At 62.9% G+C, this 25338-nt stretch carries 29 protein-coding genes; 19 read left to right on the forward strand and 10 right to left on the reverse strand.

Features of this window, described 5'->3' with window-relative positions; all coding sequences use genetic code 11:
• Positions 1–3: 3 nt before the first annotated feature.
• Genes QM801_RS07075 through QM801_RS07095 form a run of 5 tightly spaced genes read right to left on the reverse strand, consistent with a single transcriptional unit; the run spans position 4 to position 3236 of the window.
• A complete protein-coding gene (locus QM801_RS07075; protein WP_415018502.1) occupies positions 4–558 on the reverse strand; it encodes a cytochrome b in 555 nt (184 codons plus the stop codon).
• Between the two features lie 14 nt (positions 559–572).
• Positions 573–1106 (reverse strand): CoA-binding protein, encoded by a 534-nt coding sequence (locus QM801_RS07080; RefSeq protein ID WP_415018503.1) that lies wholly within the window; start codon positions 1104–1106, stop codon positions 573–575.
• Positions 1103–1546 carry a VOC family protein gene (locus tag QM801_RS07085; protein ID WP_415018504.1) on the reverse strand — a complete coding sequence of 148 codons (444 nt, stop codon included), beginning with the start codon at positions 1544–1546 and terminating at the stop codon, positions 1103–1105. Before QM801_RS07085 ends, QM801_RS07080 begins: the two co-directional genes overlap by 4 nt.
• On the reverse strand, positions 1543–2337 hold the full coding sequence (locus QM801_RS07090; protein ID WP_415018505.1) for an enoyl-CoA hydratase: 795 nt from the start codon (positions 2335–2337) through the stop codon (positions 1543–1545). Before QM801_RS07090 ends, QM801_RS07085 begins: the two co-directional genes overlap by 4 nt.
• Complete coding sequence (locus QM801_RS07095) at positions 2334–3236, reverse strand: hypothetical protein (RefSeq protein WP_415018506.1); 903 nt, start codon at positions 3234–3236, stop codon at positions 2334–2336. Before QM801_RS07095 ends, QM801_RS07090 begins: the two co-directional genes overlap by 4 nt.
• A 283-nt stretch (positions 3237–3519) precedes the next feature.
• Here QM801_RS07095 and rplM point away from each other — a divergent pair, with 283 nt between their 5' ends.
• The 4 genes from rplM (at position 3520) to QM801_RS07115 (ending at position 6609) form a co-directional block, all read left to right on the forward strand.
• Positions 3520–3984, forward strand: a complete 465-nt coding sequence (gene rplM, locus QM801_RS07100; RefSeq protein ID WP_415018507.1) for a 50S ribosomal protein L13 — start codon at positions 3520–3522, stop codon at positions 3982–3984.
• Positions 3985–4029: 45 nt separating this feature from the next.
• Entirely contained in the window at positions 4030–4479 is a 450-nt protein-coding gene (rpsI, locus tag QM801_RS07105; protein WP_415020904.1) for a 30S ribosomal protein S9, read from the forward strand.
• A 125-nt stretch (positions 4480–4604) separates the two neighbouring features.
• A complete protein-coding gene (locus tag QM801_RS07110) occupies positions 4605–6050 on the forward strand; it encodes a hypothetical protein (RefSeq protein ID WP_415018508.1) in 1446 nt (481 codons plus the stop codon).
• 82 nt (positions 6051–6132) lie between these two features.
• On the forward strand, positions 6133–6609 hold the full coding sequence (locus QM801_RS07115) for a hypothetical protein (protein WP_415018509.1): 477 nt from the start codon (positions 6133–6135) through the stop codon (positions 6607–6609).
• 8 nt (positions 6610–6617) lie between these two features.
• Here QM801_RS07115 and uvrA read toward each other — a convergent pair whose 3' ends face one another.
• Both uvrA and QM801_RS07125 read right to left on the reverse strand, forming a co-directional pair.
• Positions 6618–9539 (reverse strand): excinuclease ABC subunit UvrA, encoded by a 2922-nt coding sequence (gene uvrA / locus QM801_RS07120; RefSeq protein ID WP_415018510.1) that lies wholly within the window; start codon positions 9537–9539, stop codon positions 6618–6620.
• Between the two features lie 108 nt (positions 9540–9647).
• Complete coding sequence (locus QM801_RS07125) at positions 9648–10556, reverse strand: DMT family transporter (protein ID WP_415018511.1); 909 nt, start codon at positions 10554–10556, stop codon at positions 9648–9650.
• 198 nt (positions 10557–10754) lie between these two features.
• On the opposite strand from QM801_RS07125, the gene QM801_RS07130 reads away from it, so the two are divergent.
• Positions 10755–11162, forward strand: coding sequence for a hypothetical protein (locus tag QM801_RS07130; RefSeq protein ID WP_415018512.1), 408 nt, complete (start codon positions 10755–10757; stop codon positions 11160–11162).
• 168 nt (positions 11163–11330) lie between these two features.
• Positions 11331–11963 carry a hypothetical protein gene (locus tag QM801_RS07135; protein WP_415018513.1) on the forward strand — a complete coding sequence of 211 codons (633 nt, stop codon included), beginning with the start codon at positions 11331–11333 and terminating at the stop codon, positions 11961–11963.
• Between the two features lie 6 nt (positions 11964–11969).
• Here the strand turns inward: QM801_RS07135 and QM801_RS07140 are convergent, their stop codons facing one another.
• The 3 genes from QM801_RS07140 to gcvA all read right to left on the reverse strand — a co-directional run bounded on the left by QM801_RS07140 (position 11970) and on the right by gcvA (position 14251).
• The gene (locus tag QM801_RS07140; protein ID WP_415018514.1) at positions 11970–12764 is read right to left on the reverse strand and encodes a DUF3108 domain-containing protein; all 795 of its coding nucleotides are present in this window, start codon (positions 12762–12764) and stop codon (positions 11970–11972) included.
• Positions 12765–12868: 104 nt separating this feature from the next.
• A complete protein-coding gene (locus QM801_RS07145) occupies positions 12869–13297 on the reverse strand; it encodes a YkgJ family cysteine cluster protein (RefSeq protein ID WP_415018515.1) in 429 nt (142 codons plus the stop codon).
• A 6-nt stretch (positions 13298–13303) separates the two neighbouring features.
• Positions 13304–14251, reverse strand: coding sequence for a transcriptional regulator GcvA (gene gcvA / locus QM801_RS07150; protein ID WP_415018516.1), 948 nt, complete (start codon positions 14249–14251; stop codon positions 13304–13306).
• Positions 14252–14387: 136 nt separating this feature from the next.
• Here gcvA and QM801_RS07155 point away from each other — a divergent pair, with 136 nt between their 5' ends.
• From QM801_RS07155 to QM801_RS07215, 13 genes are all read left to right on the forward strand, one after another.
• A complete protein-coding gene (locus QM801_RS07155; RefSeq protein WP_415018517.1) occupies positions 14388–14525 on the forward strand; it encodes a hypothetical protein in 138 nt (45 codons plus the stop codon).
• 183 nt (positions 14526–14708) lie between these two features.
• On the forward strand, positions 14709–15203 hold the full coding sequence (locus tag QM801_RS07160) for a single-stranded DNA-binding protein (RefSeq protein ID WP_415018518.1): 495 nt from the start codon (positions 14709–14711) through the stop codon (positions 15201–15203).
• 109 nt (positions 15204–15312) lie between these two features.
• Complete coding sequence (locus QM801_RS07165) at positions 15313–16389, forward strand: DUF1176 domain-containing protein (RefSeq protein WP_415018519.1); 1077 nt, start codon at positions 15313–15315, stop codon at positions 16387–16389.
• A gap of 110 nt (positions 16390–16499) precedes the next feature.
• Positions 16500–16841 (forward strand): hypothetical protein, encoded by a 342-nt coding sequence (locus QM801_RS07170; protein WP_415018520.1) that lies wholly within the window; start codon positions 16500–16502, stop codon positions 16839–16841.
• Between the two features lie 193 nt (positions 16842–17034).
• Complete coding sequence (gyrA, locus tag QM801_RS07175) at positions 17035–19755, forward strand: DNA gyrase subunit A (RefSeq protein ID WP_415018521.1); 2721 nt, start codon at positions 17035–17037, stop codon at positions 19753–19755.
• Between the two features lie 45 nt (positions 19756–19800).
• On the forward strand, positions 19801–20415 hold the full coding sequence (locus QM801_RS07180) for a LysE family translocator (RefSeq protein WP_415018522.1): 615 nt from the start codon (positions 19801–19803) through the stop codon (positions 20413–20415).
• Between the two features lies 1 nt (position 20416).
• Positions 20417–20923 carry a pantetheine-phosphate adenylyltransferase gene (gene coaD / locus QM801_RS07185; RefSeq protein WP_415018523.1) on the forward strand — a complete coding sequence of 169 codons (507 nt, stop codon included), beginning with the start codon at positions 20417–20419 and terminating at the stop codon, positions 20921–20923.
• 142 nt (positions 20924–21065) lie between these two features.
• Positions 21066–21584: a peptidylprolyl isomerase gene (locus QM801_RS07190; RefSeq protein ID WP_415018524.1), complete on the forward strand. Its 519-nt coding sequence runs from the start codon at positions 21066–21068 to the stop codon at positions 21582–21584.
• Positions 21584–22069 carry a peptidylprolyl isomerase gene (locus tag QM801_RS07195; protein ID WP_415018525.1) on the forward strand — a complete coding sequence of 162 codons (486 nt, stop codon included), beginning with the start codon at positions 21584–21586 and terminating at the stop codon, positions 22067–22069. Before QM801_RS07190 ends, QM801_RS07195 begins: the two co-directional genes overlap by 1 nt.
• Before the next feature lie 19 nt (positions 22070–22088).
• Entirely contained in the window at positions 22089–22487 is a 399-nt protein-coding gene (locus tag QM801_RS07200; protein ID WP_415018526.1) for a hypothetical protein, read from the forward strand.
• Positions 22488–22519: 32 nt separating this feature from the next.
• Positions 22520–23551 carry a tRNA preQ1(34) S-adenosylmethionine ribosyltransferase-isomerase QueA gene (gene queA, locus QM801_RS07205; RefSeq protein ID WP_415018527.1) on the forward strand — a complete coding sequence of 344 codons (1032 nt, stop codon included), beginning with the start codon at positions 22520–22522 and terminating at the stop codon, positions 23549–23551.
• Positions 23548–24675, forward strand: coding sequence for a tRNA guanosine(34) transglycosylase Tgt (gene tgt, locus QM801_RS07210; RefSeq protein WP_415018528.1), 1128 nt, complete (start codon positions 23548–23550; stop codon positions 24673–24675). Before queA ends, tgt begins: the two co-directional genes overlap by 4 nt.
• A 23-nt stretch (positions 24676–24698) precedes the next feature.
• On the forward strand, positions 24699–25325 hold the full coding sequence (locus QM801_RS07215) for a CoxG family protein (RefSeq protein WP_415018529.1): 627 nt from the start codon (positions 24699–24701) through the stop codon (positions 25323–25325).
• The last annotated feature ends 13 nt before the right edge of the window (positions 25326–25338 follow it).

The following is a 25338-nucleotide window of genomic DNA, read 5'->3' on the forward strand; positions in this document are numbered from 1 at the left end:
TAGTCAGCGGAAGGTCATGCGCCGGATCAGGTTGTCCTTGTCGATGAACTGATGCTTCAGCGCGGCAAGAACGTGAATCACAATCAGGATTTTTGCGATGTTGCCGGTGATTTCATGGGCGTCACCGGCCCAGTCTCCGAGGTTCGGGAAGACGTTGACGGAGAAGAGCCAGAAGAAGCTGACGGAGTCGGCATCGGCGCGCTCGGCGCCATAGGGGCCCATGGCAAGCAGCCCGAGGATCGGGATCGCCAGCATCAGCACATAGAGCAGGCCATGGAGGGCTGCCGTGGCCTTCACCTGCCAGGCGGGCATGGGCGGCAGCGGCGGCGCCGGGTTCATGATCCGCCAGATGATCCGCAGCACCGAGAACACAAGGACGAGGATGCCAAGCGAAGCGTGCAGCGTGGGACCGTTGAGCGACAGCGTTTCGCCGCGCGGCACCTTGATCAGGTCCTCACCGAGGATGAGCATGTAGATCATCAGGATGGCGATGATCCAGTGCAGTGCAATCGAGACATTGTTGTATTTCTGGACTTGTGCAGCCGTTGTCGTGCTCATGTCTTTCCCCTGGTTCAAGTCTTGCGTGGTCCGATTCCCAGACTTTGCATCCTGCCACTTTCGTGAAGCTGCTGACGACGCGACGAGATGACACCGGCATTGCCGCCCACCCAGCCCCATTCGCCGGAGAGCTTGCCATACTCCATCTTCGGACACCGGTTCATGACGACGCGCAGCCCGGCGGCTTCGGCCTTCGCCGCAGCGGCGTCGTTCCTGACCTGCAACTGCATCCAGATCACCTTGGGCTTCACCGGAAGGGTGAGTGCCTCATCGACGATCTCGGCAGCCGCCTCGCTGTTGCGGAAGATGTCGACCATGTCGATCGCGCCCGGAATGTCGGCGAGCGTGCCATAGACGGTGCGCCCCAGAAGCTCCTGTCCCGCAAGGCCGGGATTGACGGGATGGACGTCGTAGCCTTTGTCCAGAAGGTACTTCAGCACGAAATACGAGGGCCGCACCGTGTTGGCGGATGCCCCCACAAGGGCGATCGTCTTCACGTCCTGCAGCACGGAGCGGATGTAGTCGGGAGAATAGCTGTCGTGGTTCATGATGCAGGCAGGATGACGTGGCCGTCGGAATCGAATGTGATGAAAGGATTGTGCGCCACTTCCCAGAGATGTCCATCGGGGTCGGAGAAGTAGCCGGAATAGCCGCCCCAGAAAACCTTGTGCGGCTCCTTGACGATGGTTGCGCCGCAGGCCCGCGCGTGTGCGATGATGGCATCGACCTCCGCATCGCTTGTTCCGTTCCAGGCAAGGCTCACGCCGCGGAAGCGAGGTGGGGGATCTGCGGCGAGTGTGGCATCTGCTACGAGCGCGTCGTGGCCGAAGAGGGAGAGCACGGTGCCATTCACGTCAAAGAAGGCGACATTGTCGTTGCTCATGCCGTGGGGGACAAGGCCGAGCCGCTGGTAGAAATCTTTCGACACGGCCAGATCGCGCACGCCCAGCGTGATGAAGTTGATGCGGGGGGAAGGAGACGCGCTCATGCCTGGCCGGGCCACTTCGGTTGGCGCTTGCTGATGAAGGCATCGAGGCCCTCGCAGGCTGCCCCATCCAGCATGTTCCGCGTCATGATTCCGGCTGTGAGGGCATAGGCCTCTTCCAGCGGCAGGTGCGTTTGATCGAGGAAGGCGCGCTTGCCATAGGTGATGGCTGCCTGGGATTTGCCCGCGATACGCGCCGCCAGGGCCGACACATGCGCCGCGAGTTCGTTCTGCGGAACGACGGCATTGACGAGGCCAATGCGGGCGGCGTGCTCCGCGGTGATCACGTCGCCCGTCAGCAGCATTTCCATGGCGTGCTTGCTGGAGACGTTGCGCGAGAGCGCCACCATGGGCGTGGAACAGAACAGTCCGATCGAGACTCCCGGCGTGCAGAAAGAAGCGCGCGGCGAGCAATAGGCGAGATCGGCGGTGGCCACGAGCTGGCAGCCGGCGGCACTTGCCAAACCGTCCACCTCGGCGATGATGGCGCAGCGGTGCCGGGCGAGGGTGGTCATGAGTTTGGTGCAGCGGGCGAAGACGGCGCTGAAGTAGGATTCACCCTTGTCGGCATCGGCGCGGCGGGCGGTGAGCTGCTTCAGATTATGGCCGGAGGAGAACACCTTTCCCGCGGCGGCAATGACGATGGCGCCAACAGTCTTGTCCGCTGCGGCTTCGTCCAGCGCATTCTGAAGGGCCGCCATCATTTCCTCGGAGAGCGAGTTCCGCGTGGGGTCATCGTCGAGGGTCAGTCGCAGCACGGCGCCTTCGCGCGTGCGGCGCAGGAGCTGGCTCATTCCTCTTCCGTCTCGAGCAGCTTGAGCTTGTCGGTGTAGGCGGGATCCTTCATCAGGTCTTCCACCACCTTGCGATTGTTGTCGGAGGGGATCATGGCGCTCAGCGCCTGGATCATGCGGTCGCGCATGTCCTGCGCCATTTCGGTGTCGCTCTTCACTTCGTCGATCTGCTGCTTCAGGTCGGCGGTCTGGTCGTCGAGTAAATTGGAGTAGGCGAAGCCGATGGTGGTGACGGCCACGTTCCACTCATTGGCGGTCTTGAAGCCGAACGACTGCAGATCGGCTTCGAAGCCCTTGCCCATCGGGTCCTTGTCGACGAAGTCCTGAAGGTTCTCGTAGTTCTCGAGCGGCGAGTCCTTGTACTTCTCGTGCACGAGGGCGAGGCCATCGAGGGCCTTCTTCGCCATGTCGGGCGTGAGCTCCACGACCTCGACGGAGGGAATCTCGCCAACGCTGAAATCGTCTTGGCCCTGGCCCTGGCCGTCGGGCGTGAGGTCCGGCAGCACCTCCTCGGGAGTCTGCGCCTCGCCGGCAGGCGGCGTCTGGCCGTCCGTTGTCCCGGCAGCGGGAGCAGGAGGCGCGGGTGTTGCTGGTGCAGTTGTGGCCGGAGGTGTCGCGGGCGGCGTTGTCGCCGGTGCCGTGGTGGCCGGAGGCGTGGCAGGCGCCGTCGCCGCAGGCGGAACGGCCGGTGGTGTCGTGGTGTCCTGCTGGGCCAGCTCTTCTGTGTTCAGGGTCGGCCAATTCCAGTGGTCGCCCTTGAAGCGGTCGGGCTCGTTGTTGCCGGAGGTGCTTGCCGCGGCGGGGTGAAGTGCCAGCCCTGTCGCAAGGCCCATGGCAAGGCCCACGGCCAAGAGCCGCGTCACACCTGCCAGACCAGCCTTTGAGCCCACGGAACGCATGAGCCTGTCTCCTACCTCGGGTCTGTGGCAGGTTAATGGACAAAATCCGTCAGTACCAGAGGGGTTAGGCGGTTTTCCGGCAGTTTCACGCCGGTGTTTGCCGCCGGTCTCGGGAGCCTGGCGTTCACGCCATATGTGAGGTATCATTTTACCACACAAAAAGAATGGCCGAATCCGCTGCTTTTCATTGACAGGGAAGGGGGGCTCGCTTATCAGCCGCCACGAACAGGCGCCCATCCGACGGGCGTTTCTTGTTTTATGGCCACTTTTGAGAGTTCGAAAGATGAAAACCTATACCGCAAAGCCTGCGGACATCCAGAAGCAGTGGGTGCTGATCGACGCGGAAGGCCTTGTTGTGGGCCGTCTCGCCACCATCATCGCCAACCGCCTCCGCGGCAAGCACAAGACCACCTTCACGCCCTCCATGGATTGCGGTGACAACGTCATCGTCATCAACTGCGAGAAGGTTCTTCTCACCGGCAAGAAGCGCGACCAGAAGAAGTACTACTGGCACACCGGCTTCCCCGGCGGCATCAAGGAGCGCGTCGCCAAGGACTACCTCGACGGCAAGCATCCTGACCGTGTGCTCGAAGCCGCCGTCCGCCGCATGCTGCCGGGTGCTTCGCTGAAGCGCCAGCAGCTCACCAACCTCCGCATCTACAAGGGTGCTTCCCATCCGCACGAGGCCCAGAACCCCGTGAAGCTCGATGTGAAGGCCATGAACGCCAAGAACGCTGCAAGGGGCTAACCGACAATGGCTGAATCAACCACTCTCGCCAATCTGGGCCAGGCCATGGGCCTCGGCGCTCAGCCGGCTGCCGCCGCTGCAACGCCCGCCAAGCCCAAGCTCGACAAGCAGGGCCGCGCCTATGCCACGGGCCGCCGCAAGGACGCCACCTCGCGCGTCTGGGTGAAGCGCGGCAAGGGCAAGATCACCATCAACGGCAAGGCGATCGAACAGTACTTCGCCCGCCCGGTTCTGCGCATGATCGTGCAGCAGCCGCTGGTGACCGCGAACCGCCTCTCGGAACTCGACATCGACTGCACCGTCGTCGGTGGCGGTCTCTCGGGTCAGGCCGGTGCCGTCCGTCACGGCCTCGCCCGTGCGCTCACCTACTTCGAGCCGGAACTGCGCCCCGCCCTCAAGAAGGGTGGCTACCTCACCCGCGACAGCCGCTCGGTGGAACGCAAGAAGTATGGCCGTGCCAAGGCACGCCGCCGCTTCCAGTTCTCGAAGCGCTAAGCCGCTTCTGCCAACACCTTCGGAAAGCCGTCCTTCGGGGCGGCTTTTTCGTTTTGGGCAGTCGCCTACCGATTCTTAACCAAGGACCTGTTAGTGAAGCAGATTGAGTTAAGGACAGTTGGTCCATGGTTGTCCGGTGTGTGCGTTGGCTGTGCGTGACGGTGCTGTGGCTTGCTGCCTCGGCCGCCGCCGCATGGGCGGCCGACACCTTTCCGGGCACGGTCCTGACGGGCAGCAGCGGAACGGTGGTGGGCACCACCACCGGCATGACGGGTGAGGTGGGCGAACCCAACTTCATCGGCGGCGCCACGACGTCCGACTGGTATTCCTGGACGGCGCCGGCCGCGGGCCGCTTCACCATCGCCACCTGCAATCTCACGGGCGAAACCACGACGGCCACGGACACCACGCTCGCGGCTTACACCGGCAATGCCGTCAATGCGCTTGTGGCCGTCGGCACCAATGACGACACGACGGGCTGCAACAGCACCGTCAACGCCAGCTACGGCAGCTTCCTTACCTTCACCGCCGTTGCGGGGCAGACCTACCGTTTCCAGGTCGATACCTATGCGAGCAGCACCACGGGCAGCTTCGTTCTTCGCTATGGTCTTTCGGCACTGACCGTAGCCGTGACCGATGCGTCCGCGACGGAAGGCGGCGACACCGCCTCCTTTACCGTGCGGCCCACAAGCCCGCCCGCCGGCAGTTCGGCTGTCACGGTGACAATCGGTACCAGCACCCAGTGCACATTCTCGCCGTCGACGCTCACCTTCACCTCCGCCAACTTCACGACGCCGCAAACCGTGACCGTGACGGCGATTGACGATGCGGTAGCCGAAGGCACGCACTCCTGCGCTCCCGCCAGCATCACGGCGGCGGGCACGGGCTATGCCGGTGTCACCGCCACACCGCCGACGCTCACCCTCTTCGACAACGACAACCCGAGTTTTACCATCGCCAAGGCGGTGAGTGCCCCCAGCATCGCCGCACCCGGAACGCTCACCTACACGATCACGGTAGACAACAACGGCACGGCCGTTCTCACCGCACCGGTAATCGGCGATACGCTCCGCCTCAACGGCACGCCGATTTCGCCCACCAGCGGGCCCACGCTCACCTCCGGCGACACCAACGCCGACGGCATCCTGCAGGACACCGAGACCTGGCTTTACACCGTGACCTATAGCGTCACGCAGGCAAACATCGACGGTGGCGGCTCATTCACCAACGTCGCGACGTGGTCCTGTGCGCAGGTGCCTGCCAAGACATCCAATACCGTCACAACGACGATCACCCGTACGCCGAACATTTTCGTGGACAAGACGTTTGCGATCACCACCGACAACGGCACGCCCGGCAAGGCCGACGTGGGGGACGTCATCACCTACAGCTATGCTGTGACCAACACCGGCAACGTGACCCTGAGCAACGTCTCGGTGGCGGACGTGCACAGCGGCACAGGATCGCCACCCGTGCCCGCGCCACCGATCGTTGCCACATTGGCGCCTGCCGCAACGGCGACCTTCAGTTCCACCTATCAGGTGACGCAGGCTGACGTGAACAACCAGTAGGAAGAGTCCCCCGTAGCCGCGCCGGTCATCGCGCGCTAGAACGATTTGCGGGGCATGGCATCACGGGGTTGGGAGAACGGCCATGACTGATGACGGGCAGGCCATCATACTGGGCAGCAGCATGAGTTTGGGCACACGGCTCGTGGGATGCCTGCTGGGGGGTGCCTGCATTGCCTACCCTTTCATCAAGGGCGGCTTTCCGGACGCGGCCGATGCCAAAGCCATGCTCGTCGGAACCGGCTTCATCCTCTTCGGACTTCTGGTCATCGGCATTTTTGTCTTCATGCCGTCGACATTCCTCTCAGCGGACGGCGAAAAACTGCGCGTCGTCACCCATGGAATTCTCGGGCGGAGGAGCGACACGCTGCCGCTCGACCGGTTGGAGAGCGTTGTAGTGGCCGAGCAATACTCCACCACCTCCGGCACCAGCTATTCCGTGCGGGCCAGGGTCAAGGGCAGGCGCATCCCGTTCATGGGAGAAACCCACGAAGACAAGTCCAGCGCCGAGGCGCAATGTGCGGCCTTTCGCAAGGCCGCACGGATGCCCGATGCCGGATAGCGGACCAATTACTCCGCCGCTTCCTTGCGGCCGCGCTTCAGCACGTCCTTGAGGTAATGGCCGGTGTAGGAGCGGGGCTCGCGGGCCACATCCTCCGGCGTGCCGCAGGCGACGATCTCGCCGCCGCCGTCACCGCCCTCGGGGCCGAGGTCGATGATCCAGTCCGCCGTCTTGATCACTTCGAGATTGTGCTCGATCACCACAACACTGTTGCCCTGTTCGACAAGCTCATGGAGCACCTCGAGCAGCTTCTTCACGTCATGGAAGTGAAGGCCCGTCGTCGGCTCGTCGAGCAGGTAAAGCGTCCGGCCGGTGGAGCGGCGTGACAGTTCCTTGGAGAGCTTGACGCGCTGCGCCTCGCCGCCTGAAAGAGTGGTCGCCTGCTGGCCGATCTTGATGTAGCCGAGCCCGACGCGCTGCAGCGTCTCCAGCGTGTTGCGTACGGCGGGCACCGCCTTGAAGAAGTCGGCGCCTTCCGCCACCGTCATTTCCAGCACGTCGGCGATCGACTTGTCCTTGAAGCGGATCTCGAGGGTTTCGCGGTTGTAGCGATGGCCGTGGCAGGCATCGCACGTCACATACACGTCGGGCAGGAAGTGCATCTCGATCTTGATGACGCCGTCACCCTGGCAGGTTTCGCAGCGGCCGCCCTTGACGTTGAAGGAGAAGCGCCCCGGCTCATAGCCGCGCGCCTTTGCTTCCGGCAGGCCGGCAAACCAGTCACGGATCGGCGTGAAGGCGCCGGTATAGGTCGCCGGGTTCGAGCGCGGCGTGCGGCCGATGGGCGACTGGTCGATGTCGATGATCTTGTCGAGGTGTTCGATGCCCTCGATGCGGTCATGTTCAGAGGGCGCTTCACGCGCGCCCATCAGCTTGCGGGCAAGCGCCCGGTAGACCGTGTCGATGAGCAGAGTGGACTTGCCGCCGCCCGAGACACCGGTGATGCAGGTGAAGACGCCCAGCGGAATCTCCGCCGAGACATTCTTGAGGTTGTTGGCGCGTGCCCCATGGACGCGGATGGAGCGGCCCTTTTCCCAAGTCCGGCGCTTGCGCGGCACAGGCACCTGTTCGAGGCCGATCAGGTATTTGCCGGTGAGGCTATCGGGCGACTGCATCACCTGTTCGGGTGTGCCTTGGGCGACGATGCGCCCGCCGTTCACGCCGGCACCCGGGCCGATGTCGACCACATAGTCGGCCAGGCGGATGGCATCTTCGTCGTGTTCCACCACGATCACCGTGTTGCCGATGTCGCGGAGATGGAGGAGGGTCTTCAACAGGCGGTCGTTGTCACGCTGGTGGAGGCCGATTGATGGCTCGTCCAGCACGTAGAGAACGCCCGTGAGTCCGGAGCCGATCTGTGAGGCGAGGCGGATGCGCTGGCTCTCTCCACCCGAGAGCGTGCCGGAGACACGGTTGAGCGACAGATAGTTGAGGCCGACATCGACGAGGAAGCGCAGGCGCTCGCGGATCTCCTTGAGGATGCGGGCGGCGATTTCCTTCTGCTTGGGCGTCAGCTTCCTGTCGAGATCGGTGTACCAGCGGTCGGCATCGGCAATCGACATGAGCGAGACTTCGCCGATGTGCAGCTTGTCGATCTTGACGGCGAGCGCCTGCGGCTTGAGCCGGAAGCCGTTGCAGGCATGGCAGGGGTGGTCGGACTGGTAGCGGGAGAGTTCTTCCCGCATCCATTCGGAATCGGTTTCACGCCAGCGCCGTTCGATGTTGCCGATCACGCCCTCGAAGGCCTTCTTGGTCTTGTAGGTGCGAAGGCCATCGTCATAGGTGATGGCGATTTCTTCCTCGCCCGTGCCGTTCAGCACAGCGTCACGGAACTTCTTGGGCAGTTCCTTCCATGGCGTGGTCATGGACTGCTTGAAATGCTTGGCCAGGGCTTCCAGCGTCTGCATGTAGTAGGGCGACGTGGCGCCGGTCTTGGCCCAAGGGGCAATGGCGCCTTCGCGGAGGCTCAGCGTGTTGTCGGGAACGACAAGCTCGGCTTCGAACTTCAGTTCCGTTCCAAGTCCATCGCAAGTCGGGCAGGCGCCAAAGGGATTGTTGAAGGAGAAAAGCCGGGGCTCGATCTCTTCAATAGTGAAGCCGGAGACGGGGCAGGCGAAGCGTTCCGAGAAGATGATCCGCTCATGCGTCTCGTTCTTGCTCTTGTTGGCGCTTTCCTCGGAGGTCTGGGACTTGGGCAGCGGCTTGTCGGCGAATTCGGCAATGGCGAGGCCATCGGCCAGCTTCAAAGCAGTCTCGAAGGAATCGGCCAGGCGGGTGGCGATGTCGTCGCGCACGACGATACGGTCCACCACCACGTCGATGTCGTGCTTGTATTTCTTGTCGAGGGCGGGAACCGCGTCGATCTCGTGGAAGACGCCGTCCACCTTGACGCGCTGGAAGCCCTTCTTCTGCAGTTCCTGCAGATCCTTCTTGTACTCGCCCTTGCGGCCGCGAACGATGGGGGCAAGGATGTAGAGGCGGCTGTTTTCCGGCAGCGCCATCACCCGGTCAACCATCTGGGTGACGGTCTGCGCTTCGATGGGAAGGCCCGTCGCCGGCGAATAGGGAACGCCCACGCGCGCAAAGAGCAGGCGCATGTAGTCATAGATTTCGGTGACTGTGCCGACGGTGGAGCGCGGGTTCCGCGAGGTCGTCTTCTGCTCGATGGAGATGGCTGGTGAGAGGCCGTCGATCTGGTCGACGTCCGGCTTCTGCATCATCTCGAGGAACTGCCGGGCGTAGGCCGACAGACTCTCGACATAGCGGCGCTGGCCCTCGGCATAGATGGTGTCGAAGGCAAGCGACGACTTCCCGGAGCCGGAAAGCCCCGTGAAGACGATGAGCTTGTCCCGCGGAATTTCGAGGGAGACGTTCTTCAGGTTGTGCTCACGGGCACCCTGAACGGAGATCACACGTTTCTGTTCGGCCATGACATCTGCGACTAGAATAAAACAGGAACAAAGACAAGAAGCGCGACTCTACTCCGTCACTGGCAGTACGGTGTCAGCAGCCTTCGGGATTTCCACAGATGATAGGGATCAGACCGCCGGTTTACGATCCGCGTTTCGCGCAGGGGCAAGCTGCATCAGCACATGGCCGAGGAGGGCGAGGAATACTACGCTGCCGCCGATGATGGTGGTGATGGTGGGTATCTCACCATGGATGAGCCAGACCCAGATGGGGGCCAGCACGGGCTCGAGCGTGCTGATGAGGGCTGCAAGGGCCGCGGGCACCATGCGGGCGCCGGTAATGAAGATGGCAAGGCCGAAGCCCAGGTTCACGGCCCCGAAGAGAACGAGCCAGCCGAAATCGATTGTGCTGACAATGAACTGCGAGGCCATGCTGCCGGAGAAGGCGGCGGCGATCATCACTCCGAGGCAGACGGCAGGAACCATCTCCACGTTGTTGTGGCGGCGCGCCACGACCGTTGCGATCGAGAAGGCGATGGTGATGAGGAGGGCGAGGCCGTCGCCGATCAGCGAGACCTCGCCGGTGAAGGATTGCGAGACCATGATCGCGACGCCGAGAATCACCGCGGCGATGGCGATCCATGTGCCCCGGCTGATGTACTCGCCGAAGAGCAGGTAGGTGATCAGCGCAGCGAAGAGCGGCGCGCCGGCCTGCATCAGGAGGATGTTGGCGACCGTGGTATGGGCAAGGGCGACGACGAACGCGGTCGAGGCAATAGCAAAGCAGACGCCGACGGCAACGCCGGGCCAGCCCATGGCGCGGAAGTGGGTGATCGTACCGCTGATGCCGTGGCGCACGATCATGTAGCCGAGCAGGAACAGGGTGGCGAAGACCGATCTCCAGAACACCACCGTCCAGCTGTCACCCACATGGAGGAAGCGGGCGATGGTGCCGCCGAAGCTCCAGGTCAGGGCAGCACCACCCACAAGGAGCAGGCCCTTGGTCGTGCTGGAGCTGTGGGAATCTTGCGCAGTCATGGGAGGCCGCCGGAAAATCGGGTTTTCGCGGGCCTAGGCGATTGGCCGTGGCTTGACAAGGTTCAGGGCGGGGAGCGGGGTCGTGCCAGTTGTGGGCGGCGCTCTCTGTTCATGGGTGGTTCAGGCGCTGCCCGTCATGGTTGTCTCATTCACCAGCCGGTGAATGACTCCGAGGTGGGCACCAAACGGAGATGACACATGGACCGCCGCAATTTCCTGATGACCGCCCTTTCCGGTGCTGCTGTGCTTGCCACAGGCGCCGTCACAACCCCCGAAGCCGAAGCGTCTGCGCCCGTCTATCTGGGCCGCCGCCGCGTCCGGCCGCTGGATCACGACAGCCTGCATGTCGGCGCCAGCCAGGGACTGTTCCGCCGCATTTCCTTCAACGCCGTCGGCAATGACGTGTTTGTCTTCGATGTCCGGGTGGACTACAGCTTCGGCAATGCCGAGCATTTCAATACCCGCCTGAAGATCGCCCAAGGTACATCTTCCCGCCGCATCAACCTGCGCTACAACCGCCGTTTCATCCAGGACGTCAGCTTTACCTACGGCAAGCTGCTGAATGGCAACGGTGCGGCCTATGTGGACGTCTGGGGCTGGCGCTAGCCTGAGCCTTTTTCCTCCTTGGCGTGCCGGAAATTCATGCATCCGGCACGCCACCTTTCGTGGGGCTTTCCGCTTATCCGCGCATCAAAAAATCCGCTTTGCAACGCACTCTGCAGACCCTAAAAGCTGATTCACAGACAATTTCTGGTAACCTCTGGCGGAATCATCGTGGCACTTGTCCGGCTCTTCATAGCAATTGCAGCTTTGATGGCTGCATTCATGCCAGCGCGCGCGGGCGACAGTGAACCCGGCAAGGATTCTATCGCCATTTTCGCGGGTCAGGTGACCTACACAAATTATCTCCAGTCGCTTTATTCGCCCTGGACGATGGATATGCGTAACATTGGCGTGGTCGCGGGGGCCTATTCTCATCGTTTTGGCTCCGTCAATGAAATCACGGGCTGGAATCTTCCATCGGGCATCGGCGATCATCTGTTCATCGAAGGCGAGCTTGGGATCTCCGGTCGCTTCGGTAACGAGCAATTGGGCGAGGGGTGGGCCGCAGCCTATCTCCGCTATGACAACCTGCCCTGGAACGATTACGTCTACACCACCATTGGCGTGAACACCGGCGTCAGTCTGCTGACCGACATCTCCGAATTCGAGCGCAGCCGCGATTCGAAGGGCAAAGCCTCCGAATTCCTGCACTACATGGGACCGGAAATCACGTTTGCCGATCCGGACAACAAGAACCTCGAGTTCCTGATCCGCTACCATCACCGCTCTGGCGTGTTCGGCCTGTTTGATGGTGTGGTCAGCGGTTCGACATTCATAACGGCCGGCGTCCGCTACCGCTTCTGATCCGCTTCAGTTCTGGCTCTTGGTCATCTCGCGGCCGTCAATGTTGACGGACGAGGCGGTGATCGTGACCTTCAGTCCATTACTGCGGCCCGTGATCTGCAGCGGCAGATGCAGGACGCGGCCTGAAGAGAGCTGCACTGGGGCGAGTGAAAGGCCGTAGCTCTCAGCCTTTTCGCCCTTCTCGACAGCATCGCCCGCGACGGGCGTCCAGGTGAGCTTGCACTTGATCTTGTTGTCCTGCGCCTCATCAAGGGTGAGCGCGAGATCGAAGACATCCTTGCCGTCATAGGCACGGTACTTGCCGGAGCAGGGCTTGCCCTGCTGGCTGTTGGCCATCTTCAGGATCGCTGTAAGAGGATCTGACGCGGCATCGCCCAGTGCCGACGCGATATGAGGCGGCACAGCTTCGTTCTGGCCTTCCCGGCTGATCGTCACACTGCCATCCGGCTGCCAGAGAATGTCGGTCGATTTTTTCTTCTTTCCGGATTTCTTCCGGTCGTTCTCGTAGAGTACCGAGCGGAAGCCGCCGGGATCTATCTTGCCGTTCGCCGAGAGGTCCATCTTGTAGCCGCTGAACATGCTGGACATGCCGGAAGTCTTGCCCGAGAGGCTGGCCTCGAAGCGGTCGGCTCCAATCTCCGCGCGGTAGTCGACCTTCAGTACGGTCGCTCCGGCGATGTCAGCCACGTAGGAAATTTCGATAAGGTTGCCGGCGGACGCACTTGACGCCTCCGCAAGGCCAAGCGCCAGCGCAGCAAATCCGGAGGTCATCAGCAGTCGAAGCGGTGTGCGTGCCATCATCCAGTCCAAATTCCGGCCGGCCGGAAAACTCGTCCCGTCGCGGCAGAAACGCTTGGCCTCCTAATTTGACGATAATGGGGCGTTGAACAAGGCCCCCCATGCCGTCAATTTTCGATGTTCCAGGTCGACGAGATGAAGCTTTCGTCTTCTTGGGTCTCGCGCTCGAACTTCAGGAAATCATAATAACCGCAATTGTCGTCACCGGGAAACTCGCGGCAGGTCGACGGGCGGGCGTGATAGATGGTGCAACGGCGCGCCTCGGTATCGAAGAACTGGCAGATCTTGCCGAAGTGCGGATCGGCTTTGCGGCGCATGATGCGCTTGTAGCCGTGGGTGGCCTTGAAATACTTTTTCTCTGCGGCAGGAAGCGACAGGCCGAAGTGCTTGGCGATGCGGGCAGCGTCGCGGTCCTTCACCTCGATCACGGGATAGGAGCAGCAGTATCCCGGGCATTTCAGGCAGTCGTACTTCAGTTTCTTCTTGCGGGGCTTCGCTGCGCCGTTCGTGGTTTTTGCCGTCTTCGTCTTTGCCATCGTGCCTCACGCTGCGGGAGCGGTCTTTGCCACGGTCTTCTGGTCCTTCGCCTTGATGAGCTGGAAGCGGCGGTTGGTTTCCACCATCTCGCCCATCAGCCATTCACGGAAAGCCCTCGCCGTGGCCTGCTCCTTCGACCCTTTCTTTCTCACAATCCAATAGCTGCCGTGATCCTTCATGTCGATTGAGAAGGGGCGCAAAAGCCATCCTTCCACAAGAGAGTTGGTGCACAGGATCTGGTCACCGAGGGCAAAGCCCTGGCCCGCCTCCGCTGCCTCGATCGCCAGATGGTTCTGGAAAACGGTGCCGCGCCAGTCCATCTCGGCCTGCACACCCGCCTCCTTCAGCCAGTCAGCCCAGTATTCCTTGCGGCTTTCATGGAGCAGGGTGAAGTCGGCGAGGTTGGCAGGCTGGATGGCGCTGTGATCGCGCAGCAGTTTCGGCGCACAGATGGGAAACATCACCACGTCGGAAAGCTTGAAGGCCTCCACATCTTCCCAGCCACCCCGGCCGTAGCGGATACCGAGATCGTAGTCCTCGACATGGAAGTCGACCAGCCGGTTGGAGGCGTCGATCGAGAGTTCGATATCGGGGTGAAGCTCGCTGAACTTTCCGAGCCGGCCGACAAGCCAGCGGGAGGCGATGGCGGGTTCGACCGAGACCTTGAGGGTGCGGGCGGCGCCCACGGCGGCGGCTTCGCGGGCGGCATCGGCAAGCTGGTCGAAGAGGGGGGTCAGCTTCTGGCCGAAGAGGCGGCCTGCATCGGTGAGTTCGACACCGCGGCCGGTGCGAGTGAACAGTTCCGTTCCCAGATATTCTTCGAGCTCCCGGATATGCCGGCTGACGGCGGCGTGGGTGACGAAAAGTTCGCCCGCCGCATCCGTGAAACTCTCGTTCCGGGCGGCGGCTTCAAAGGCCTTGAGGGCGTTGAGGGAGGGGAGTCGGCGTGCCATGGAGGCACCGTAGCACAAAGCATGTAACTTTTTCTAACACGTCATGTCACTTTTCGCCGTTTGTGATTTTGCGGTTGCGAATGTAGATCAAACATATCGGAACAACGGTTCCGAAGCCGCAACACAGGAGAACGACATGAACTGGATTCTTGAAACATATTCCGACGTTTACAGCACCGCGATGATGCATGACGTCAAGGCCCGCCACCACGCGCCGGCCACCCGCAAGTCGAAGACCATCGCCAAGATTGCCCGCCTTTTCCATCGTGGATAAGCCGGACGGACTGCTCATCTTCGCATATGCAGCAAAGTGAGACCCTGGTTTTCGAATCAGGGTCTTGTTTTTTGTCCTTGAATGGAACATATGGCGAACACAAGGGTTGTGGATGGCGGTGAGTTGGACCGTGCCTGAGAGGGGCCGCGGGACTATGACAGCCGCAGAAAAGGGAGACGTGTGATGGCCGGATCGGTGAACAAGGTGATTTTGGTGGGCAACCTGGGGCGTGACCCGGAGGTGCGCCACACCCAGGACGGCAAGCCGATCGTCAACCTCTCGATTGCCACCTCCGAATCGTGGCGCGACCGCAACAGCGGCGAGCGCAAGGAAAAGACCGAGTGGCACCGCGTGGTGATCTTCAACGAGGCGCTGGCCAAGGTGGCCGAACAGTACCTCAAAAAGGGGTCTACGGTTTACATCGAAGGCCAGCTCCAGACGCGCAAGTACACCGACCAGTCCGGGCAGGAGAAGTATTCCACCGAAGTGGTGCTGCAGAACTACCGCGGCGAACTCACCATGCTGGGCGGACGTCCGGGCAGCGGTGACAGCGCCGGCGGGAACTTCGGCGGCGGTGGTGATGATTTCGGCGCCTCCTCGCCCATGGAGCGTCCGCGCGGTGGTGGCGGTGCCAAGCAGAGCTTCGCCCGCGACCTTGATGACGAGGTTCCGTTCTGATCTCATCGGCACGTCTCTGTGCCGGGTGGCCCCGCCGCAAGGCGGGGCCTTATTCATATGGGGTTCAGCGGCCGCAGCTTATGGCCGAAGCAATTGGGAGATCCGAACCATGAAGCGCATTCTCGCCGGACTGATCGTTGCTGCGGCCTGCGGATCTGCAGCACAGGCCGATCCTGCCTATCTCGATGACCGCTCGGACGCGGCGCAACTCGTCCGCTCGCTCTACAATGCCGTGAACAGGCATGAATATGCGCGCGCCTATGATTACTTCGTGACCCCGCCGGTCAAATCCTACGACGCCTATGTGAAGGGCTACGAGGACACCGAGTTTGTCGATGTCCTGACCGGTGAGGTGAAGGCCGATGGTGCCGCCGGTTCCACCTATTACACTGTTCCCACCGCCATTCGCGCCAAGGGCAAGGGCGGCACCAGCTATTTCGCCGGCTGCTACACCATCAAGGCAGTGAACGGAGCGATCCAGGATCCGCCGTCACGTCCGTTGCAGATCCAGTCGGCCAAGCTGAAGCCTGCCAAGGAAGAAGACTACAGCGCAGCTAACCTGCCCACATGCGGCGAGGGCGGCGAGAGCACGGCGGAACAGGGCGCGCCCGATGCGGACACCTTGCTGGCGCAGGTGAGCGCCCGCTTCGTGCGCGAGATGTCGGCCTCCTGCGAGAAGGCCGCGGATACTGCAGGCGGCGCCAACCCGCCCGAGGTCTACCCCATCGAATACAAGGCAACCGATGCCGGGGCGGACGAACCGCCGCGCACCTTCACGCTCTTCGCCTTTGCCTGCAGCATGGCGGCCTATAACTCGGCCGAAGTCTATTACGGTTTCGATGATGTGGAGGGCATTCGCCGCCTCTCCTTTGCGGCACCCCATCTCGACATCGCCTATGAGGACGAGGAGCAGACCAAGCTCAAGTCCATGGCCGTGAACGGCTTCGAGTCGGACGAGATGCTGGTGAACTCGGAATATGATGCCCAGAGCAAGAGCATCGGCTTCTTCTCCAAGTGGCGGGGCATCGGCGATGCGGCGTCGAGCGGCGAATACCAGTTCAAGGACGGCCGCTTCGTGCTGGTGAAGTACGATGTGGACCCCACAACCGACGAGAAGATCAATCCTTACGCACTCATCCGGGACGGGAAGGTTCTGGCCGAGCCCGAGGCCCTGCCGGAAGAGTGACTTTGTTGCCACAATCCCCAGTTTTGTCACCGAATTCCGGGTCAAACTGTCGTCACAATTGACATGTTTGTGCGCCGCAGCATAGTACGGCTCAAAGTTTAGAGGTCAGCATGAATCTTCGTAAACCGCTCCTGGCGGCCGCAGCGGCCTGCCTCCTTTCCTCGGCTGCGTTCGCAGGCGAAGCTCTTTCACCGTCCGAACTGCGCCAGCTGGCGCCCGGACGCTACGCAGTCAATGTGATGGGCCTCGTGAACATGACGGTCTCCATGCGCCCGAACGGCGTCATTGTCGGCATCGCCAAGGGCGAGCAGGACAGTGGCGTGTGGCGCGTGCAGGGGCAGAAGCTGTGCATCGCCTGGAACAAGTGGAACAGCGGCAAGACGTCCTGCTCCTCGCTGTTCGGTGGCGACGGCAGCTATCGCGGCGGCGGCCTGTCCATCCGCCGGATCTGAGCCTCCTCCGGCTGCGGATTTTCCCGGCTTTCCTCGTCCCTTAGCGTTGCAACAGGCGGCTTAAAACCCGCCTGATTTCGTTGCTCCGGAGGCGCTCTGCGGCTAGTGTCCGCAGGTCATTTCGCGAGTCGTTGGCGCGCCTTTTTCAAGGGCCGAAGCGGGCGATTCGCAGCGGGAACCAGCAGAGGCATTTGTGGCCGACAAGAACGACGACAAGGCAGGCTTGCCGCCTGCCAATCCGAACGAGATTTCGCCCATCACCATCGAAGAGGAGATGCGGCAGAGCTATCTCTCGTATGCGATGTCTGTCATCGTCAGCCGCGCGCTGCCGGACGTGCGCGACGGCCTGAAGCCGGTTCACCGCCGCATCCTCTTCGCCATGGACGAGGCGGGCAGGACGCCCGACAAGAAGTACTCCAAGTCCGCCACCACGGTGGGCGACGTGATGGGCCGCTATCACCCGCACGGCGACAGCGCCATTTACGACGCCCTTGTGCGCATGGCGCAGGACTTCTCCATGCGCCTGCCGCTGATCGACGGGCAGGGCAACTTCGGTTCCGTCGACGGCGACCCGCCGGCGGCCATGCGCTACACGGAATCGCGGCTTGCGCGCGCCGCCATGCCGCTCCTCGACGACCTCGACAAGGACACGGTCAAGTTCGAGCCGAACTATGATGGCGAGCGGCAGGAGCCGAGCGTCCTTCCGGCGAAGTATCCCAATCTTCTGGTGAACGGTGCGGGCGGCATTGCCGTCGGCATGGCCACCAACATGGCGCCCCACAATCTGGGCGAGGTGGTCGACGCCACGCTGGCAATGATCGACAATCCGGGGATCACGGTAGAAGAAATCCTTCCGATCATGCCGGGCCCCGACTTCCCCACGGGTGGCATCATCCTCGGCCGGGCCGGCATCAAGAGTGCCTTCATGACGGGCCGCGGCTCGATCACCATGCGGGCGCGGGTGCAGACGGAAGAGTTGCGCAAGGACCGCCAGGCGCTGGTGCTGACCGAGATCCCGTATCAGGTCAACAAGTCGATGATGATCGAGAAGATCGCCGAACATGTGCGCGAGAAGCGCATCGAAGGCATCTCCGACATCCGTGACGAAAGCTCGCGCGAAGGCATGCGCGTCGTCATCGAACTGAAGCGCGATGCCGAGCCGGAAATCGTGCTGAACCAGCTTTGGCGCTACTCCGACATGCAGACCACGTTCTCGGTGAACAACGTGGCGCTCTCCGGCGGACGGCCGGAGCAGTTGAACCTGCTCGACCTGCTGCGCTCCTTCATCAGCTTCCGCGAGGAAGTGATCACCCGGCGCACCAAGTTCCTGTTGAAAAAGGCGCGCGACCGCGCCCACGTGTTGGTGGGCCTTGCCATCGCCGTTGCGAACATCGACGAAGTGATCCGCCTCATCCGTGCGTCGAAGGATGCCGCTGAGGCCCGTGAGGCCTTGATGGGGCGCGACTGGCCGGCACGTCAGCTTGAGCCGCTCATCGCGCTCATCGCCGATCCGCGCCACCGTCTGAAGGGCGACGGCACCTACCGGCTTTCGGACGAGCAGGCCCGCGCCATTCTCGATCTCCGCCTGCAGCGCCTCACCCAGCTTGGGCTCGAGGAAATCACCGACGAGCTGGAAAGGCTCGCCGCCGAGATCAAGGACTATCTCGACATCCTGTCGTCGCGCGTGCGCGTGCGCCAGATCATCCGCGACGAACTCAATGCCATCAAGACCGAGTTTGCCACGCCGCGCCGCACCGACATCGTGGAGAACGAGGGCGAGGTTGACGACGAGGACCTGATCCAGTCGGAAGACATGGTGGTGACGGTGAGCCACGCCGGCTACGTGAAGCGCGTGCCGCTCTCGGCCTACCGGGCGCAGCGCCGCGGCGGCAAGGGCAAGTCGGGTGCGGCCGTGCGCGAGGAAGATTTCGTGACGAAGATGTTCGTCGCCAATACCCACACGCCGATCCTGTTCTTCTCCTCCCACGGCACCGTCTACCGCATGAAGGTATGGCGCCTGCCGCAGGGCACGCCGCAATCGCGCGGCAAGGCGCTGATCAACATCCTGCCGCTGGAGTCCGGCGAGCGCATCACCACCATCCTGCCGCTGCCGGAAATCGGCGAGGGCGCGGCCAAGCAGTTCCTGATGTTCGCAACGGCCTCGGGCAACGTGCGCCGCAACGAGCTTGAGGACTTCGAGCAGATCAACCGCAACGGCAAACGCGCCATGAAGCTGGACGATGGCGATTCCATCATCGGTGTCGATCTCGCCGAGGAGCAGGACAACGTTCTCCTCACCACGGCGCAGGGTCAGTGCATCCGCTTTGAAGTGAGCGACATCCGCGTCTTCAAGGGCCGCGAGTCCGACGGCGTGCGCGGCATAAGGCTGGAGGATGGTGACAAGGTCATCTCCATGTCGATCATCAAGCACTTCGAGGCGACCCCGCAGGAGCGCGCCGCCTTCGTCAAGATGTCGCGCGCCGTTGCTGGCGACGAGCAGACCCAGGAGGGTGATGACGAAGCACCGGTCGAGGCGATGCTGAGCCAGGAGCGCTACGCCGAGATGAGTGCGGCGGAGCAGGTGATCCTGACCATCTCCGCCAATGGCTACGGCAAGCGCACCAGTGCCTACGAGTATCGCGTCTCGGGCCGCGGCGGCAAAGGCATCACCGCGATGGCAGTCAATGATCGCAACGGTCCGCTGGTCGCGTCCTTCGCGGTGGAAGAGCAGGACGAGATCATGCTGGTGTCCGACCAGGGGCAGATGATCCGTTGCCCTGTCCATGACATCCGCAAGACCGGACGCTCCGCCCAGGGCGTGATCGTGTTCGATACCGCGGATGACGAGCATGTGGTCTCGGTCGAGCGCATCAGCGAGAACGGCGACGGCAACGGTCACGACGACGCCGAGTAAGCCTTCGGCTTGCGGTGAGGTTGAGGCTGTGGCTTTCTGCCGGCCATGATCTCGCTCGAGAACTACATTGCCTTCTGCCTTGCAGGCCTAGCGCTTGCCGCCGTCCCGGGACCGACCGTGACGGTGGTGATCGCCAATGCGCTCCGCTTCGGGGCGCGGGCCGGGCTTCTCAATGTGGCGGGAACGGTTTTGGCAGGGCTGATGTGGCTTGTCATCGCAGCCTTGGGCCTGACAGCGGCGGTTCACATCATGGGCGTGTGGTTCGACCTCCTGCGCTATGCCGGTGCTGCCTATCTCGTCTGGCTCGGCTGGAAGCTGCTCACGGCGAAAGGCGAACTGGGGCGAGGGGAGACGCAGCCCCGGGCGGCGCACGGATTTTTCCTTCAGGGCTTCATCGTGACGGCCACCAATCCCAAGGTGCTGGTGCTGTTCGGCATGCTGATTCCGCCGTTTCTCACGGAGAACGGCTCCGCCTCGCTGCAGATCCTGACGCTGGGCGGCTCCTTCATCGTGATCGCCTTCCTTACCGACACTGCCTATGCTTTGATGGCGGGACGGGCAGGAGAATGGCTCTCGCGCCCGCGCATCCGGATGGTCGAAATCGCGAGCGGCACGTTCCTTGCCGCAGCCGGCATCTGGATGGCCTTGAAGGGGAGGTAACATGGCGCGCATCGGCTTCTATCCCGGCTCCTTCGACCCGGTGACCTTCGGCCATCTCGACATCATCGCGCGCGCGGCCCGGATCGTGGACACACTGGTGGTGGGCGTCGGCGTTCACGCCGGCAAGCAGGCGCTTCTCTCCGCCGCCGAACGGATCAGCCTGATCGAACTCGTCTCGCAGCCGATTGCCGATCACTCCGGCCTCACCATCAAGGTGATCTCCTTCGACGATCTTGCCGTCGCCGCCGCCAAGCGAGCCCAGGCGCAGGTCATCATCCGTGGCCTGAGGGATGCCAGCGACTTCGATTACGAGGTGCAGATGGCGCAGATGAACGGCTCGCTCTCGCCCGAGATCGAGACGGTGTTCCTGGCGGCCTCGCCCGCAACCAGGATGATTGCGTCCTCGCTGGTCAAGCAGATTGCCCGCATGGGTGGAGACACCTCGCTCTTCCTGCCCCACGAGGTGGAGACGGCGCTGCGGGCCGCCATGGCGCGCCGCTCGCCCTGATAGGGCTCCATGACGGGTCGGCGTAACCGCTGGAAATTGCACGGGAGCGTTGCCGGATCGTTCACCACGGCAGGGAAAGACCCAAGTTGCGCCGCATTTGAAGGTCAGCTAACCCCATCATCCTCAACTGGAGAACCTACCCTTGAATCAGATCAGGAATTTGGTGCTGGCCGGCGCGGCCCTGCTGGCCCTGTCCGCCCCCGCCTTTGCGGCCGACAGCATCACCGTCGAAACCTCCAACAAGTGCAGCTTCACCATCAAGCTGCGCCCGGACCTTGCGCCCAAGCATGTGGCCCAGGTGACGAAGCTCGCCTCCTCCGGCTTCTATGACGGCATCGTCTTCCACCGCGTCATCGACGGCTTCATGGCCCAGACGGGTGACCCCACCGGCACCGGCATGGGCGGCTCCAACGAGCCTGACCTTCCGGCCGAATTCACCAAGGAACACTTCGCCCGCGGCACGGTCGGCATGGCCCGCTCGCAGGATCCGAACTCGGCCAACAGCCAGTTCTTCATCATGTTCGCCGATGGCGGCTTCCTCGATGGCCAGTACACCGTGTTTGGCCAGGTCGATGAAGAGGGCATGAAGTGCGTTGACAAGATCAAGCGCGGCGAGCCCGTGGAAAATCCCGACAAGATGGTCAAGGTGACGGTGCAATAATGGCTGATCTCGAAAACACCCTGTACATGGACATCGCCGATGCCACCGGCAAGGCGAAGGGCCGCGTGACGATCGCGCTCCGCCCCGACCTGGCGCCCGGCCATGTCGGCCGCATCAAGGAACTGGCCCGCGAAGGCTTCTACGATGGCGTGGTCTTCCACCGCGTGATCGAGGGCTTCATGGCCCAGGGTGGCGACCCCACCGGCACCGGCATGGGCGGTTCAAAGAAGCCCGACCTCAAGGCCGAGTTCTCGTCCGAGCCGCACGTGCGTGGCGTCTGCTCCATGGCGCGCTCGTCCAACCCGAACTCGGCCAACAGCCAGTTCTTCATCTGCTTCGGCGATGCCACCTTCCTCGACCGCCAGTACACGGTGTGGGGCAAGGTGACCGAGGGCATGGAGATCGTCGACACGATCAAGCGCGGCGAACCCGTGCGCCAGCCCGACAAGATCGCCAAGCTGCAGGTTGCGGCTGACGCAAAGTAAGCTGACGCCAAGTCACACGATGATCCGCTTCGCCCTCCCGGCCATCGGCCTTTCCCTCATGGCGGCACCTGCCGCCGCGACGGAGTGGACGATCTGCGCCTCGAAGGGGGGCGAAGCGTCCTTCAGCGTTCTCGTGGGCTCGCTCGGCATCGGCACGGCGAACGAGTTCAAGGTCGAGCAGGGCGGCAAGATGTGGTCCACGACCACGGGCGAAGGCACGCCCATCGTGCGCGGCCAGAGCTTCGAGGACGACAACACCATCCTGATCGATGTGCGGACCGACGACATGGGCGCCGTCGTTGCCGAACTCCGCGTTTTCAAGGCGCGCGAAGGCGATGAACCCACCGCCATGGGCGGAACCTTGCGCATGCCGGGCGTTGGCGCCTGGAGCGTGGCGTGCGACGGCGGCGAGGGCTGATGCCCTTCGCCCGCTGACCGGAGCCTCAGCCCATGCGCGTTTCCGATTTCGATTTCGAACTTCCACCCGAGCGTATCGCGCTCCGGCCTGCCGTGCCGCGGGAGTTTGCCAAACTGCTGGTCGTCTCTCCGGCTGAACTGCGCGACCGCACGGTCGCCGACCTGCCGGGCGAGCTGCGGGCGGGAGACATCCTCGTCTTCAACAACACCAAGGTGATCCCGGCCGCGCTCTCGGGCCAGCGGGTGGGTCGTCTGGGTACGTCTCCCAAGATCGAGGCGCTATTGCACCAGCGGCTCGACGGCAGCCGCTGGAAGGCCTTCGTCAAGCCGGCGAAGAAGCTGATCGCGGGTGACCGCGTGCGCTTCGGCAGCCTTGAGGCCGAGATTGCCGAGAAGGGCGAGGCGGGCGAGGTGACGCTCGCCTTCACGGTCTCAGGTCCCGACCTCGATGCCGCGATTGCCGAAGTGGGCCGCGTGCCGCTGCCGCCCTACATCGAGTCGAAGCGCGCGCAGGATGAGCAGGACCGTCGCGACTACCAGACCATCTATGCCGAACACGCCGGTGCGGTGGCCGCTCCCACCGCCGGACTGCACTTCACCGAAGGCTTGATGAAGTCATTGCAAGTGGCTGGAATAGAACAGGAATTCGTCACGCTTCATGTGGGTGCAGGCACCTTCCTTCCGGTCAAGGTCGATGACACTGCCGACCACAAGATGCACTCCGAGTGGGGCGAGGTGACCGCCACCGTTGCGGAACGTCTGCGGAAGGCGCGGGCCGAAGGCCGCCGCGTGATCGCTGTTGGCACCACAAGCCTCCGCCTGCTTGAAGCGAGCGGCCTCGAGACCTTCTCGGGTTCGACCGACATCTTCATCACGCCGGGCTACCGCTTCCGCGCCATCGATGGCCTGATCACCAATTTCCATCTGCCGCGCTCGACGCTGTTCATGCTGGTCTCGGCCTTCGCCGGAACGGAGCGGATGAAGCAGGCCTATGCCCATGCCATCGCGCAGCACTATCGCTTCTATTCCTATGGCGATGCCAGCCTGCTATGGCCCGGGCCATGACACGCGACTTCGGCTTCACGCTGCACAAGACCGACGGAAAGGCCCGCCTCGGCACGGTTCACACCGGGCGGGGCGACATCCGCACCCCGGCCTTCATGCCCGTGGGCACGGTGGGCACGGTGAAGGGGCTCTATCTCGATCAGGTGAAGGAGACGGGGGCCGACATCATTCTCGGCAACACCTATCACCTCATGCTGCGTCCCGGTGCCGAGCAGGTGGCGAAGCTTGGCGGGCTGCACAGCTTCATCCGCTGGGACGGGCCGATCCTCACCGACAGCGGCGGCTTCCAGATCATGTCGCTCTCCAAGATCCGCAAGATCCGCGAGGAAGGCGCCACCTTCCAGTCGCACATCGACGGGCGGCGCTACGAGCTGTCGCCCGAGCGCGCCATGGAGATCCAGCGGCTGCTGGGTTCCGACATCCAGATGCAGCTCGACCAGTGCATCGAGTTCCCCCACACCGACAAGCAGGCGGTGAAGGCAATGGAGCTGTCACTGCGCTGGGCCGAACGCTCGCGAAAGGCCTTCGGCTCGCAGCCGGGGCGCGGCAACTTCGGCATCGTGCAGGGCGGCACCAACGAGACGCTGCGCCTCAAGAGTGCGGCGGGCCTCGTCGATATCGGTTTCGAGGGCTATGCCATCGGCGGCCTTGCGGTGGGCGAGGGGCAGGCCCTGATGCTGTCCACCATCGATTTCACCGCACCCGCTCTCCCCGCGGACAAGCCGCGTTACCTGATGGGCGTGGGCACGCCGGACGACATTCTGGAAGCGGTGGCGCGCGGCGTCGACATGTTCGACTGCGTGCTGCCTACCCGCTCCGGCCGCCATGGCCAGGCCTTCACCCGCTTCGGCAAGGTCAACATCCGCAACGCCAAGCACGCGAACGACCTCCGCCCGCTGGATGAGGAACATCCCTGTCCGGCGCTGTCGAAGTATTCCCGGGCCTATCTGCACCACCTCATCCGCTCCGGCGAGATGCTGGGCATGATGCTGATGTCCTGGGCCAACATCGCCTACTACCAGTCCCTCATGCAGGGCATTCGTGCAGCTATCGCCGAGGGCCGCTTCGAGGACTTCCGGCGTCAGACCAAGGAACAGTGGCGGGCTGGCGAATCTGCTGCATAATTGCCCCCAGGAGGAAAACCCCCATGAAAATGAACGGTGAAGAAATCATCGAGGCCCCCATCGAGACGGTGTGGAAGGCGCTCAACGACCCGGACATCCTGAAACAGTGCATTCCCGGCTGCGAGAGCATCACCCAGACCTCGCCCACGGAAATGAAGGCGCGCGTTTCGGTGAAGATGGGTCCGGTGAAGGCCGGCTTCACCGGCGTCGTCCACCTCAAGGACCTCAATCCGCCGAAGAGCTACCGCATCGAGGGCAAGGGCGAGGGTGGCCTCGCCGGTTTCGCCACGGGTGGCGCCACGGTCAACTTGGAGACCGTGCCGGAAGGCACGCGCATGACCTATGACGTCGATGCCCAGGTGGGCGGCAAGATGGCGATGCTGGGTTCGCGCCTGATCGACTCCACGGCGCGCAGCATGGCGGGTCAGTTCTTCGACAGGTTCGCCAAGCTCGCCGCTGAAATGGGGGCAGCTGCTCCTGCGGCGGCGGCTGCACCTGCGCATGCGCCTGCCAAGAAGGCGGTGAAAAAGGCTCCTGCCAAGAAGGCTCCGGCGAAGAAAGCCGTGAAGAAGGCCCCCGCCAAAAAGCCAGCGGGCAAGAAGCCCGTCGCCAAGAAGGCGCCTGCCAAGAAGAAGGCGAAGAAGAAGTAATCTCACCCCAAGG

The sequence above is a fragment of the Aestuariivirga sp. genome (genome assembly GCF_047600585.1).
Taxonomy (GTDB): Bacteria; Pseudomonadota; Alphaproteobacteria; order Rhizobiales; family Aestuariivirgaceae; genus Aestuariivirga.